Here is a 14,822-nt window from a genome sequence, read left to right on the forward strand (position 1 = left end):
AAGTATTTCCTTAAAAATGATAACTATATCTTATTGTATAACTTTCCGTAAAACCGGTATTCGCAAATGTATGTACATCTCGTTCCAGAGAAAAAGTCTGCTTCTTTATGTTTTCCGGAAAGGTATGATTCAAGTCTACTAAATTATAAGAATAGACACCGATTGCAAAAAGTAAAAGATAGGCATGATACACACTCAGAGTCTCTGCTTTATTTCGTATGCCGGTCAAAGCCTCTTTCGAATACGTAGAATACACTGTACTATTGGCTATATCCTGATAGGCCAGGTAGGCATATAGACTATTTGTCCGCTTATAGTCTCTTCTATAGCTGTAATATTGTCTTTCCATAATAGACAGACCGTATAGGGAACCTACAAAAAGAGCAGTTGTCCAGAAACCCTGTCTCTTACCATATAAACCCTGACCTATACCGGGTAAAAAATAATCCATTCGCTTATAAAATCGCATTCGTTTTTGTTCTTCTTCTTCGGAAGATAAATAAACATTTCCGACTCGCTTTTGTCTGTCCCTGTTTACCAGCTCAATCGTACTATTATAATATTCTCGAATATCTTCTGTCAGGAACTCCTGATTTTCTTTCATCCTTCTCTCTGCCAGCACCAGGGACTCCTCCAATTCGGCTTCTAAACGAGACTTATCTTCTGCACCTATACTTCCCTGGATTTGCAATTTCAGATTAATGTTTTCTGCGTTATCACAATATGTTCTAACTCCATTCTTTAAAAAGAAAGTAGCCGTTTTCTTTACATTCGTAATTTTCTTTTGAATAGAATTTTGATACGAAGGAGGTAGATCTTTATCCTGTCTGATTTCCTGTTCTATGTCCAGATAGGCTTTTAAAGATTCTAAAAAATTTTTATGGTAATACAGAGTATCGGCTAACTTCTCTTTTTTCTGATAAAGAAGCAATTTATAATATACAACCCTATCTTTAAGCTTCTTTTCTATTTCCAAAGAATTTAGATAAAAAGAATACATCCGGTATTCTTCTAAAAGTTTGGAATAAGATGTAAGACGGGACTGCAATGTATCTTCTTTATCGGACTTTCCTTTTTGCAAGTTTTTATCCAACTCGTCTAAACGTGCTCGAAGATAATATGTATAAACAATCTGAAAATTTTGTTTTAGATGATTTGTATAATCTAAGATTTTATTTTTTTCTTCCGTTCTCAGCTTTTCCTGAATACTATTTAAAAGAACCGAATAGTGTTTCAATGATAGAGAATAGTCTTTTGCTTGAAAGGCCGCATAAGCTTTTTCTTCTTGTTCTTTCAGGATTCGTAAGATTTGAGAAATCTTTGTATTCTCATTCGGAACTTCCAAACTCCATAACTCTTCAGAAGGTATAAAAGATAAAGCCAATGCTTCCGGTATGGGGATAATAGAATATTCAGAAGTTTGATAATCCTTTTGAAAAAGCTTTTTTATCGCCTGAGCCATATAAAACTCTTTCAAATTTTCAGGAAAATGTAAGACCAGCTCATTTTGAAGTACATAAGACGAACCTGAATTTTTAATTAATCGAAGGTTCAAAAAAAGGATAGACTTATTAGACATAGACAGTTTTGAGAAAAGAAAGTAATCCGGCTCTATATGCTTTAAGAGAGGATGTATATCTTTCTCTTCATCGATTCCGAGGCTCTGCTTCTTAGCCAGGCGTTCTCCGGATAATCTCTGTAAGTCTTCATCCAGAATTGTAAAACGTTCAGAAACAAGCTGAATCGTCTCAATGCGAAGGATAGATTGAAGTTCCGCTTCTAAGCTTTTATGAATACCGCTACTCCGGATAGGTAATATATAGATAGATTCTAACTTTCTATCTTTTGCCCCTATAGTAGAGATATGGAAGAAGAGAATTAGCAAAAGTAAAAGTCTTATGTATAAGGGTTTCATCTTGCCCTCTAAAATAGATTTTCTGGCGTACAGATACCCAATCATACAACAAGAGCCGGACAAAATAGAATAAAAGCCTGTTTTTTTTGGCAGCGGGTCTTCGTATTTTCCGGACCGGAAATGTAAGATTCAAGCCGGCTATATTATAATAATATACAGCTATTGTAAAAAGTAAAAGATAAGCATGACCTAGACTCCAGACCAATTTTCTACCCCTGATAGCCAGGAAGTTATGATTAAGTCAAAAAGTAATTGCATAATAGAGAGAATAATATACCATACTATAGAAAGTTGGAAAATAAAGAATAGGAGTTCTATTATGAATACCATAAAGGATGATATAAAAAGTAATTCAGAACCACCTTCTCTCAGGCTTGAGATTGGCTACAATTTAATCTCCCTGGTAACACAAGAAAAAGGGATTATAGAATTAATCGGAATTTTAAGAAATAATTTTTATAATAAATTTGCCTGGAAGTTCCCATCTATAAATATCGTAGATAATATGGCATTCCCTCCTTATGAATTTCAGTTTTTTTTAAACGACAAAATGGTAGATAGGGGAAATTTGGAATTAAATTTTTTATTAGCGATTGATACAGGCGAAGTATTTAACCCTCACCCCGGTGAACATTTTATCGAACCTGTTACAGGTTTCCCGAGCCTATGGATAGAAAAAGACTCAGAAGAACTGTTTACTCTGCTTTCCGGATATGAAACCCGTGGCAAAGAATATTTGATTATATTCAAACTACAGGAAATACTTTTCGAAAATATTGCTACTTTTAAAGCTTCTATTCCTGAACCCTTATACTCCGAGATGTGTTTAAAAATTTCTTCAAGTGAAAAAGAAAGGAATGTACAACGATACGGTCTGGAACTTTTATTTTTTGAAAAATATAAAGATAAATTAAAAGATTTTTTTAATAGGGAAGCTCTTAAATAATTTACTTGTGAATCCAAGTGCTTAAAAACACTTGGAAATCATGCCGATAAAAGTCCAAAAAACTCGAATTTCAGACCGAGAAAGCTATTCGGATGTCCTAAAAAGAGCCGGAGAAGACCTTCAGGAGGCCATTGAAACGGTAAAACCCATCCTTTCCGCGGTAAAAGAAAAGGGTGATAAAGCCCTGAGAGAATATACAGAAAAGTTTGATGGTGTAATACTCCAAAATTTTACTATTTCCACACAGAAAGAAAACCCGGAAATTTCTATTGAACTACAACAGGCTTTCCAAAAAGCGTATGAGAATATTACAAGTTTTCATAAAGCACAGTTACGTAATACTCTCGAAACCACTATATCCGGAAATCATCTCGGCATCAAATTTACCCCCATTCATTCTGTAGCTATTTATGCACCCGGTGGCAAAGCCCTCTACCCCTCTTCTATTTTAATGGGAGCGATTCCGGCAAAAGTGGCAGGTGTTAAGAAAATCAACCTGATTACGCCACCCTCCAAAACAGGAGAATTTCATCCGGCTTTAATCTATGCAGCCAAACTGGCCGGTGTAGACACTATATATACAGTCGGAGGTGCTCAGGCAATAGCAGCCGTAGCCTACGGGACAGAGACTGTAGAAAAATCCGAATTTGTTGTGGGCCCGGGCAATCGCTATGTGACGGCAGCCAAAACGTATCTGGCGGGTTCCGGTCAAATTGGCATTGAAAGCCCGGCAGGCCCCAGTGAAGTTTTAATTATCGCCGATGATTCGGCAAGACCTGAGTGGATAGCCTGTGATATGTTATCCCAGGCAGAACACGGAGAGGACTCCCCTGCTATTCTGGTAACCGATTCAGAAGACCTGGCTCATAAGGTTTCTGTGGCCTTAGAAGACGCCTTAAGTAGAAGACCCAAACGAAAAGAAATGAAAGAGAAAGCCATCCGGGATCAGGGTCGAATATTCGTATTTCCGAATATAGAAGAATGTATAGAGTTTTCCAATCTCTATGCCCCCGAACACTTAGAAATAATGACCCGAAACTATCGTAAAGACTTTGAGAAAGTTGAACATGCCGGTTCGGTCTTTTTAGGTCCTTATTCCCCGGTTGCCATGGGAGACTATATCAGCGGAACCAATCATATCCTGCCTACAGCCGGTGGAAGCCGAATTTACTCTTCTTTGGGAGTCGATACCTTTTTAAAACGTGTCACCTATCAAGAGATAAACCGGGAATCTTTAAAAGATCTATATCCTCATGTTAAGGTTCTTTCCGAATTGGAAGGATTGGATGAAGAACACGGAACCTCCGTATATTTAAGAACTATATAATATACTACTATGGAAATACTTCGAACCAGACAAGAATTACGAAACTATATAAAGAATCAGAAAAGAAAAGGAAAGACCATAGGTTTTGTGCCGACTATGGGCTTTTTACATGAAGGGCATATTACCCTATTTAAAGAATCTGTAAAAAAGTCGGACGTATCTATTGCATCTATCTTTGTAAATCCGACCCAATTTAATAATCCGGAAGATTTTGAAAAGTATCCCCGAAACGAAGAAGAAGACTGTAAAAAAGCGAAAGAAGCAGGTATGGATGCAGTCTTTATCCCCACAGCTTCTGAAATCTATCCGGAACCAAAGCCTCAGCTCGAAATTAGAATTCCTCACCTAATGAAAAACCTCTGTGCTACTACCAGGCCAGGACACTTCGAGGGGGTACTTCTGGTGATTTCCATTCTATTTCACCTTGTTGAACCCGATTTTGTTTTCTTCGGAAAGAAAGACTTTCAACAGTATTTAATTATAGCTGAATATGCACGAAGTCTTATGTTTTCATTAGAAGTTATCCCGGTAGATACAGTTCGGGAAGAAGATGGATTGGCTATGAGTTCAAGGAATGCAAGACTTTCCGAGCAGGAAAGAAAAGAAGCCGGTTTGATTCCAAGAGCTTTCAAACTTGCAAGAGGACAATATCTAAAAGGAGAAAGAAATGCAAAACTGTTCCGGGAAATTGTCTCTGAAGTTTTATTATCGTCTCCTCTTATAAAAATTGACTACTTAGAAGTTTTGGATTCCAAAACTCTAGAACCCGTTGAGGAAGTAAATGGAGATTCTATACTGGCTCTTGCAGCTTTCGCTGGCTCAGTCCGTCTCATAGATAATATGTTTTTTCGCTCATGAACTCTTTCGTAGAAATATATAGTCAAAAGCTTAAAGAAGCAGGATTTCCCCAGAAATATAAGCAACACGGAACTTTCCAATTCTATGGAGTTGCCCCGGCTGCCTCTTCCTTTTTATCTTCGGCCCTTTTCCACTCCTTAGAGAATACCTCTCTCCTTGTTGTAGCTCCTACTAATACAGAAGCCGAATTTCTATATAGAGAAGCCCTGTCTTTTTGTAAGTATGAATACGTATACTATTTCCCCGGGCCGGAAGTCATTCCTTATGACTATAGTTCCTTAAGTCCATCCGTAAAACGGGATAGGATTCAGGTATTATCCAATATATTAGATAATAAGAAATCTCTAATTTTTACTTCAGCCATAGGGCTTCTTCGCACAGTCCCTTCTCCCAAAATTATCCATGGAAAAGTTATAGAAATAGAAACCAATAAAGATTTCTCCTTGAATCACTTAATTAAAAAACTTGTAGAAAGCGGATACAAGCGAGAAGAGGTTTGTGAACAATTCGGTCAGTTTTCTGTTAAAGGAGGAATACTCGATATTTTTCCTTCGAACTTTTCTGACCCGATTCGATTGGATTTCTTTGGAGACACAGTTGAAGAAATAAAATATTTTGACCCGAATACACAGAAGTCTATCGGTAAAACAAATAAGGTCCGAATCTTACCTGCTGATGAATTTATCCTTTCCGAAACGGAAAAAGAAACCTTTTTTCAAAAACTAAATTCCTTTGATAAAAAGCTAAAACGCCCTGAGTTTGAAATTAAAGACGACTGGCTGAAAGAAGAACTTATTCCTCTCGTCTATGATACGGTCAGTCTTCTTTCCTACTTTAATTCGGAACCTTATATACTCTATACAGATAGAGACGAGGTTTTACAAAGAACAGAACAAATTCAAAGAGAATATGAAAGTCTCTATGAAAAAAGAAAAGAAGAAATTATCTGCCTTCCCCCTTCATCTCTATTAAACTTAACTGATTCCAAATCTTTTTTGATTGAGAAGGAAGGTATACAGTACCGACTTTTGAAACCTTCCCGTCTGAAAGAAAACGAACTCATCCTCGATATTAAACCGGTAGAATCCTTCAGGGGAAAGATACGGGATGTACGAGCCAAAATAGAAGAATTAATAAAAGTAAAAGAGCAGATTGTTCTAACTTCCTCCTTTTCTGCCCAGACAGAGCGTTTAAAATCCCTGTTTGCAGAACAGGGTGCCGAAGTTTTACAGGAAGGTAATGAAGAACCCCGGATAATAGAATTACTCCTCTCTTCCTCCAAAGTAAATCTCGTTTTATCCGAACTCAGAAATGGTTTTGTTTTATCCGATCTAAAACTACATTTCTGGTCTGATAATGATATATTCGGAAGAGCTTACAAACGGAAAAGTCGCTTCAAGAAAAAAAATTCCCGCTCCATTGACAGCTTTATTGACTTAAAAGAAGGAGACTATATTGTCCATGTCAACCATGGTATCGGTCGTTTTGTTAAAATCGAGAAAGTTACTATTTCCGGAAAGATTCGGGATTTTTTAAAGTTAGAATATGCAGGTAAAGATACTCTATTTGTTCCCTTAGACCAGATCTCTCTTGTTCAGCGATACATCGGAGGCTCCGACCGACCTGCCCTGGATACCTTAGGAAAAGGCACCTGGAAAAAGAGAAAAGAAAGGGTTCAGGAAGCCGTAGATGGTCTCGCGGAAGAATTGGTGCTTATGTATTCCAACCGGATGAAATTACAGGGTTTTCAGTACCCGAAAGATACAATCTGGCAGGAAGAATTTGAAGCTGAATTTGAGTACGAAGAAACCCCGGATCAACTTTCTGCAATAGAAGCCGTAAAAGCCGACCTCGAATCTCCGAGACCCATGGATAGATTGGTTTGCGGCGACGTGGGATACGGAAAAACAGAAGTAGCGATTCGCTCCGCTTTTAAAGTCATCATGGCAGGGAGACAGGTTTTATTTATTGCGCCTACTACAATTCTTGCTTTACAACATTATAATACTTTGAAAGAGCGTTTCAAGAATTTTCCTATTCGCTTAGATATGGTATCTCGTTTTCGTTCCCCCAAAGAAGTAAAGAGATCTATTGAACTCTTTTCAAAAGGCGAGCTGGATCTACTGGTAGGAACCCATGCTCTATTAACCGATTCCATTAATACCAAAAAATTAGGACTTCTTATAATCGATGAAGAACAAAGATTTGGAGTTAATCATAAAGAAGCGATTAAAAAAATGAAAAATCTGGTAGATGTTCTTACCATGACAGCCACTCCTATACCCAGAACCCTACACATGTCGCTTACCGGCATTCGAGATCTATCGATTATCGAAACACCTCCTCGGAACCGGCAGAGTGTAGAAACCTATGTAATGGAAGATAACGAGGAAATCATAAAAACGGCTATTGAAAAAGAATTAGAAAGAGGCGGACAGGTGTTTTATCTTTATAACCGGGTAGAAACCATCGAAGACGAAGCCCGGTATTTATCTACTTTACTCCCCCACGTTTCTTATGGTGTTCTGCACGGCAGGTTGAATGAAGAAGAAGTAGAAGAGACCCTGATTGACTTTAATAGCCGCAAGTATGATGTGTTAGTAACCACAACTATTATTGAATCCGGGATAGACATGCCCAATGTAAATACCATGATAGTAAAACGAGCTGACCTTTTCGGGCTATCCCAGCTATACCAGATACGGGGTCGTGTTGGCCGGGGTGGTAATAAAGCCTATGCTTATCTATTCTATCCACCCAACCGGGTCTTAACCGAACAGGCAGAAAAACGGCTTAATACAATTCAGGAATACCAGGAATTGGGTTCCGGTTTTAAAGTTGCCATGCGCGATTTGGAGATACGTGGTGCCGGAAATCTCCTCGGAAAAGAACAAAGCGGAGACATTATGGAAGTAGGTTTTGATCTTTATGTTCAGATGTTAAATGAAGCCATTACAAGACTGAAAGGCGAGAAAGTGGAAGTGGAAGTTCGTACGGCTTTAACCTTGAGTACCAATTTTTATATACCCGATTCGTACATCCAGGATACAAAACAAAAAATTGAATTTTATAAGAAGTTAGAAGCGACAAGTTCCGCCGAGGAAATAGACGAATTAGCCGGGGAAATGGAAGACCGCTTCGGGCCTATCCCGGATGAAGCCAAAACTTTTATTATTCTGGAAAAAATTCGCACCCTGGCCTCCAGACTCGGATTTGAGTCCATATCGGAAGTTGATTCCGAATTCAGATTTAAGGCAGGGGCTTATTTCAAGGGAGATCCACAAAAAATTATCGGACTTGTTTCCGGGAAATCAGGGGTTTATATTAATCCAAAAGAACCGACCATTCTCTGCTATAAAGCCGGCTCCAAAAAAGAAAAAGATAGGCTCAGTGAAATATATAAAATTCTTCAAAAAATCGAATAAAACCTCTTAAATGGCTTTTTTAGAGGGATTTCCGAAAATCAGGCGAGCTATCGGTGCTTCGTTTGTCTCCTGTTTAAAAAAAAGATAGACCGAAAGAGAAAGCTAAATACTTTGTCTTGAAAAGGAAGAAGTATGAAATTTGTGATCTTGATCCTCCTGAGTTCTTTGAGTTTTTTTTATTTAAGCTGTCAACAAAAAGAAGATGATTCACAGGTCATCGAAACCTTAGACGGCCATAAAATATCCGTTAAAAGTTTTAATGCTGCTTACGAAACGGCTATTGAGTCTCTCAGCCGAATGCAAAACATAGAGAAGAAGAATCTACTGGAATTCATTTCCAAAGATGTAAATGAAGTTCCGAATGAATTCAAAGCTCTTAACCAGCAATTCCAGAAGAAAAACTTTTATGACAACTACCGGCAAATGATGATGATTAAAATTGTAGCCGATAAAAATGGATTTACTTCCCGCCCGGACATAAAGAAAATTTTGAAACAGGTGGAAATGCAAACCATATCTTCACTGTATATTCAGGAACAGGTCGAAAAGAAAATTAAAATTACCGATGAGCAGGCTATGTCCGAGTGTGAAAAGCTCAGAGCTCAGAACAAGGCTTTTGCCTCCATGACAGTAGACAAATGTGTTATGATTGGAAGAGGTTATTTAAAGAGAGCTGAGTCTGAGAAAATTCTTCCTCGGATTATTGAACGAGTCAAAGAAAGTGTAAGCATTAAGCATAATGAAAAATTCGATCTGGAAGAATATATGAAATCTTCCGGTGAAAAAAAGGAAGAGAAGAAAGAAGGTTCAGAAGTTAAACAACCCGAACCGAAAAAGTAAGGCTATTTTCCTTGAATAACTATCTAAATGCCTTTCTCAGAAGTATTATAGAAGCCATAACTGAGTTTTTGCCGGTATCTTCTACCGGCCATCTCTATCTTTTTACTAATTATTTTCCCTTCCGGGGCCTCGGCGACAATGCAGGCAATCTGGATGATCTCTTCGACATTTTCATACAGAGTGGTGCCATCCTATCTGTCCTGGTCTTATACTTCGCTTATCTGAAAAACAAAGTTTTGCTATCCTTTCAATATGTAAAAAAGGAAACAGAAGATAAATCCGGTCTATTTTTTCTTCTATCTGTTGCTGTGGGTTCTCTACCTATCATGGCTATAGGTTTCTTAGTTCGGAAATATCTCGACGTTTTAAAATCCCAGTCTTATTTGCTTTTGCTTTTAGGCCTGGCCTGGCTTATTGGTGGAATCGGAATCCTGCTGGCAGAAAAACTATTCAGCAAAAGTACAGAGGAAATAGAAAATTCCGCAGGTCCCACTCTCAAACAGTCAGCTTTTATCGGTCTCTTTCAGTGTATAGCCCTGATTCCGGGCGTGTCTCGCTCTGCTGCCACTATCATTTCAGCTCGCTCTCTCGGACTCAGCAAAAAAGATTCAGCCGAATATTCTTTCTTTCTTGCTATGCCGGTTTTGATTGCTGCAAGCTTATATAAGTTATACAAGTACCGGGACATCCTTCACGGAGAAAACCTCCTTCTTCTCCTATTCGGAACTTTCTTTTCTTTCGTGTTTTGCCTCGCGATCATCAAATGGTTTTTAGCCTATATTAAAAAACACGACTTTTCCCTTTTCGGTTACTACCGAATTATCCTTGGTGGAATTGTCATAACCCTGTATCTTCTAAAGAGCTAAACAGTGGGAAAAACCCACTGTTGTTTTAAATCTCTACTTCAAATTATTCAACCAGTTTTGTTTTTTTATGAGTAAGGCATCCTTTTCTTTTTTTATAGACTCTTTTTCTTTCTCATATTCTTTTATTTTCTCCTCACCCAGCATAAGTTCTTTTACTTGTGCTTTTCTATAAGTACCTTCTTCACCACTATCTTTCAGAGTGGAAATGTTTTTTCTTACATTATCCTGTGACTTCATAGCAGAAGCGATTTCCTTATCGAGGTTCTGTATTTTCTTCTCAAGCTCATAAATATCCGATTTAATAGTGAATAAGGGTTTTAAAATCTCTAATATACTCTTATCTAATTTCTTTGTTTTGTAAAGTTTCTCAGCAACCTGTTTATCCAGATTATCAAGATAGACCTTTCTCTCCCGTAAAACTCTCTCACGTATTTTCAAACTGGCTTTAGACTTTTTCTGTATAGAGAAACCAAACCGGTATTCCTTTAAAGTCTCTTCCTCAGGTTCCGGACTGTCAAAGAGTTTCATCCCCGTTGTTCTTGTTTGCTCGATAAGAATTTTTTTATCTTTAGAATCCTTGTTTTCCGCAGTATAAGTAGTTTCTAAAACTTCATAATAGTTTGTACACAGGTATTGTTTTTTAAGCTGTATGGAATCAAAAGTTTCTATTGTCTTAACTTCTCTTAGAATATTTACTGTTGTATCAATGGCATAAGCAAGGATAATTTCCGATTCCGGAGGACTCAGGCGAATAATCGCTTCCCCGGAATAATCTTTTCCTTCCATAATAGTTACAGGTCCCGACTCAAGGGTGAAGCCACTGAAGTTTTCAAAACGCAGGGTAAATACGGGATTATCCGAAAGTTTAGAATAATTGAAAATAAGGTCTTTCTTATATTCTCCCTCTTTTGAGAAAAGTGGAACCATAGAAGACTTTCCTCGTCCTATACTGACCGGTTCTGAAAATTTAAATTCAAAAAACTCAGCTTTTGCTTTTCCGCTAATATTAGAAGAGTAGTTATCTACACTATAATCTTCTAATCCAGCTCCGACTTCATCCTCATCCATTTCCTCAAAACTATCGTCAATAGCATAATCCGCAGGAGAAGCGGAAGGAGGAGGCATTACTCCGGCAGTACGATACATCGCTTTCTTTGGCTCCGGGGGTTCCATTTCTCGCTCCAGTCTACCTTCAAAATCAATAGGAGCCTGTATGGTTCTATCTTCTTCTTCCACAACCATTCTCTCCGGGATATGAGAATGATACAGCTTATAGATAAAGGAAATGGGCATTCCGGCAACTACGGAAAGTTCGACATTCTCAAGGTCTTCTTCGAGAGTATTTTCAATAATACAAAATCCATATATTCGAAATTGTTTAATTTCTACTTCATCCGGGATTTCAATTCGATAACACATTTTCCAACTCGGTGCCGGGGCCACATAGGAGATGGATAGCCTGTGTTCTCCTTCAGAAAGTCTCAAAAGAATCTCTTTTTCCTTTTCACTTTTATTTATATTTTCTAAAAAATAGGCAAGGTCTTTTTGTTTATCAGTTTCAATATGGTTTACTTTCTCTACATTTCTCAAAGAAAAGAAAATTAAAGAACCATTATCGTCTAAAATAGAAAGTAATTCATCTTCAGGACTTCCACTTGCAGGATATTGCCAGCCGGCAAAAACTCCTTTCAATTCTTTTCCATCTTTTAGAAGAACTTCAATCCGCTTTCCCGTAAGACCGTTAAAGATTGCCTGTATACCGGCATTCTGACTCACCTGGAATCCTGTTTTTTTAATCTCCTCTCCTGTATTTCCGGGAGTATCGTATTCAATTCCATAAATTTTAGCTCCGGCCTGAAAATCTTTGATATGAATACTTTTTAAAATATCATCTATCTCTTCCGTTTTAAAACGCAAGGATAATCGTTTCCCGGTAAAATTTCCTTTTCTTCGGATAAAACCGATTCCATGTTTATATAAGGTTAAGTGTGTAACGGCTAACTCGGACATAAAAATCCTCCAAAAATAGACTATACCCTATGCCGGGTCTGTAAAGAAAAAAATGTATGTTCAAAGTAACAGGAATGAAAACTCGTTTTTTACTTGAAAAACTAACTTTTAACTTTAATGTATTCTCATGAAAGTCAAACTTCTCCTTTTACTCTTCCTTTGCCTTTCTCTTTTTGCTTCTCCTGAAAAGAAAGATATTTCCAATCAAAGCACAAAGGAAGAAAAGCCCAAAACCTTCACCTATAAACCTTTTGAGACCAATGCGAAGGGCATGGCCATCGTGCCGGCAAAGAAATTAGGTGTCTGGAACGAGTCGGTTCGGGTGGCCCTTGTAGTTGGAGTGAGTGCTTATCCCAAAATGAGCGGGCTATCTCCTCTCAAGTTCGGTGCGAGTGATGCAAGGCAGTTTTCGGAAGTCCTGAAACAGGTAGGAAAATTCGGTGAAGGAAATGTAATCGTTTTGAACGACGATTTAGGCCAAAGTGATGCTTCTTTGAAACCCACGAAGGAAAATATCCTCCGGGCTTTTAAGACACTCGTAGACAAACGACCGGAGGTCTTTCTCTTCTACTTCTCCGGTCACGGCTTCGAGATAAACAATGAAAACGTAGTAGCCCCCTTAGATGCGCTTATGGGTAAGCGCCTCAGATACTCCCCAGAATGTTTTAAACGTAACAAAAGAAATCATAGAAAAAGCCACTCTGAAAGATGTGCGACAGACCATGGTTTTTTTAGATGCCTGCCGGGAAACTCTTCGAGCCGGCAAGGCCGGTGGAGGGAAGTCTTTCTCAGCTGACTTCTTGCCCAAAAGTGTGAAGGAAGGTCAGGGTGTGGGAGTGCTGGTGGGCACCAATCCCGGGGGCTATTCTTATGAAGACCCGGATCTGGGTGGTGGAGTATTTACGCACTTTCTGATAAAGGGTATTTCCGGTGAGGTACAGGACAGAGGCGGAGAATACGTGACCTTTAATGACCTCAAGACCTACGTGGAAGAGAAGATGAAGTTCTATACCCGGAACACAAAGGATAGGCACGAGCAGATTCCTTACTTCAAGGGAGATTTGACGGGAGATTTTCTGATTGCTGTGGGAAGACCCGATAAAACTTTCCGGGTAGAGTCGAGAAAGTTCCGGAATTCGGTGGGACTTGCCATTGATGCGAAAATATTACTCGATGGCCAGAACCGTATGCAGAGACTTTCCTTTCACAGCATCACCGAGGGAGGAGAAATTCTGCCTAACAACCTCGATGGCATCTCCTATATGATCTACGAGCACGGCACAGACAAATTTGTCTCGAAGCAATTTAACGCAGAAGGTGAATTAGAATTTGTGCATGGAGTGAAGAAGACCGAAAAAGGCTGGGAGATAAAACGCGTGTATCATGCGGATGAATCCGGTCTTATCCGAAACGCTGTTTTTACAGAAGAGAAGGATAAGCAGTCGGGAATACTCTATCAGAGGCTGGAATTTGACTTTAACGGCAATCCCATCTTAAACGAATACCAGGGAAAATTCGATAAATCACCGGAGGGAGTGTTTATTCCGAGACCCTTAGAGGATAAGGAAGGCATTTCCCGCATCGTACAAAACTTTGATTTGCTGTCCAATAAAACCTTAGAAGAATACTATAATGCTTCGCGAGAACTAAAGCCCAATAAATTTGGAATAGCGAGGTCGGTCTATGCCTATGATTCCTACGGCAACCCCCTACTCGTTTCTTATTTGAATGAGAATTCGGAGCGAGCGACAGATGAATTAGGAATCTCAAATATTGCCTATAAATACGATTATACTGTAAATCCAAAGGGGATGCTTCTAAGTAAAACTTTCTATGATAAACAGGAGAACTTAAAACCGGCAGCCGAAGGAATCGCCCGCTATGTATATAAATATAATAAAGCCTGTCTGGAAAAAGAACAACAACGCAGGGGAGGTTTTGATTCCCATTATAAGGAATGGAGCCAATACAAACATGAAAATCATTTATCCGGGAAACGGGAATGTCTCGAATTAGAGGAATATTATATTACAAAAGACAAAAAGATTGCCCGGGAAAAGCTGAAAGGTGATTGGCAAGGCATCGCACGCAAAGTTTATAAATACGATAAGAATTGTTTGAAAGCAGGGAAAAAAAGTTATGAATGCTATGCTATCCAAGAGTATTACGGTAAAGACGGAAAGCTCAAAGAGAATCGTATTGGCATCGCACGATATGTCTACCGGTGCGATGAGAAGGGAAACAGGACTCTCGAAGAATATTACGATAAAGACGAAAAGCTAAAAGAGGATAGTTCCGGCATCGCACGCTATGTCTACAGGTACGATGACAAGGGAAATAAGATATCCTCTAAATATTATAATAAAGAAGAGATAGAAGTTAGTCAATATAGACAAGACTCGGATAAATCAAATAGGTTCTGGTTTTCTCCTGAGAGAAACTATGTGTTCCAGGAGAACTTAGAAAGAGCTTTCGAGGAAAGGTGGGTTTCCCGGCCAGAGGGCAAGCGCGGGACGAAAGAAGCTCAGGCTGAATTCAACAGTGAAGATTCAAAACCATCTCCCCCGAAAAAGGATAAAGATATGGTCAAGGAAAAGATTTCCTACTACGTAGTCACCGGGGGAGAACACCATAT

The 14,822-nt window shown here is 38.7% G+C and carries 10 protein-coding genes; 8 read left to right on the top strand and 2 right to left on the bottom strand.

All coding sequences use genetic code 11. From position 1 onward, the window contains the following. Positions 1-10: 10 nt before the first annotated feature. Complete coding sequence (locus H7A25_24120) at positions 11-1,915, bottom strand: hypothetical protein (protein MCP5503009.1); 1,905 nt, start codon at positions 1,913-1,915, stop codon at positions 11-13. Between the two features lie 319 nt (positions 1,916-2,234). Between H7A25_24120 and H7A25_24125 the strand changes: the two genes are divergently transcribed. From H7A25_24125 to H7A25_24150, 6 genes are all read left to right on the top strand, one after another. Next, entirely contained in the window at positions 2,235-2,861 is a 627-nt protein-coding gene (locus H7A25_24125) for an FHIPEP family type III secretion protein (GenBank protein MCP5503010.1), read from the top strand. A 40-nt stretch (positions 2,862-2,901) separates the two neighbouring features. Continuing rightward, entirely contained in the window at positions 2,902-4,188 is a 1,287-nt protein-coding gene (gene hisD / locus H7A25_24130) for a histidinol dehydrogenase (GenBank protein MCP5503011.1), read from the top strand. Between the two features lie 9 nt (positions 4,189-4,197). Further along, a complete protein-coding gene (locus H7A25_24135; GenBank protein MCP5503012.1) occupies positions 4,198-5,046 on the top strand; it encodes a pantoate--beta-alanine ligase in 849 nt (282 codons plus the stop codon). Further along, positions 5,043-8,471 (top strand): transcription-repair coupling factor, encoded by a 3,429-nt coding sequence (gene mfd, locus H7A25_24140; GenBank protein ID MCP5503013.1) that lies wholly within the window; start codon positions 5,043-5,045, stop codon positions 8,469-8,471. The genes H7A25_24135 and mfd overlap by 4 nt, the downstream gene beginning before the upstream one ends. 132 nt (positions 8,472-8,603) lie before the next feature. Then, complete coding sequence (locus H7A25_24145) at positions 8,604-9,311, top strand: lipoprotein LipL31 (GenBank protein MCP5503014.1); 708 nt, start codon at positions 8,604-8,606, stop codon at positions 9,309-9,311. An 11-nt stretch (positions 9,312-9,322) separates the two neighbouring features. Then, positions 9,323-10,177, top strand: coding sequence for an undecaprenyl-diphosphate phosphatase (locus tag H7A25_24150; protein ID MCP5503015.1), 855 nt, complete (start codon positions 9,323-9,325; stop codon positions 10,175-10,177). Positions 10,178-10,210: 33 nt separating this feature from the next. Here H7A25_24150 and H7A25_24155 read toward each other — a convergent pair whose 3' ends face one another. Next, a complete protein-coding gene (locus H7A25_24155; GenBank protein MCP5503016.1) occupies positions 10,211-12,187 on the bottom strand; it encodes a hypothetical protein in 1,977 nt (658 codons plus the stop codon). 127 nt (positions 12,188-12,314) lie between these two features. Here H7A25_24155 and H7A25_24160 point away from each other — a divergent pair, with 127 nt between their 5' ends. Further along, positions 12,315-12,983, top strand: coding sequence for a caspase family protein (locus H7A25_24160; protein MCP5503017.1), 669 nt, complete (start codon positions 12,315-12,317; stop codon positions 12,981-12,983). Beyond that, a partial coding sequence (locus H7A25_24165; protein ID MCP5503018.1) for a hypothetical protein occupies positions 12,910-14,822 on the top strand: 1,913 nt, incomplete at its 3' end. The genes H7A25_24160 and H7A25_24165, both read left to right, overlap by 74 nt.

The sequence above is a fragment of the Leptospiraceae bacterium genome (assembly GCA_024233835.1).
Taxonomy (GTDB): Bacteria; Spirochaetota; Leptospiria; order Leptospirales; family Leptospiraceae; genus JACKPC01.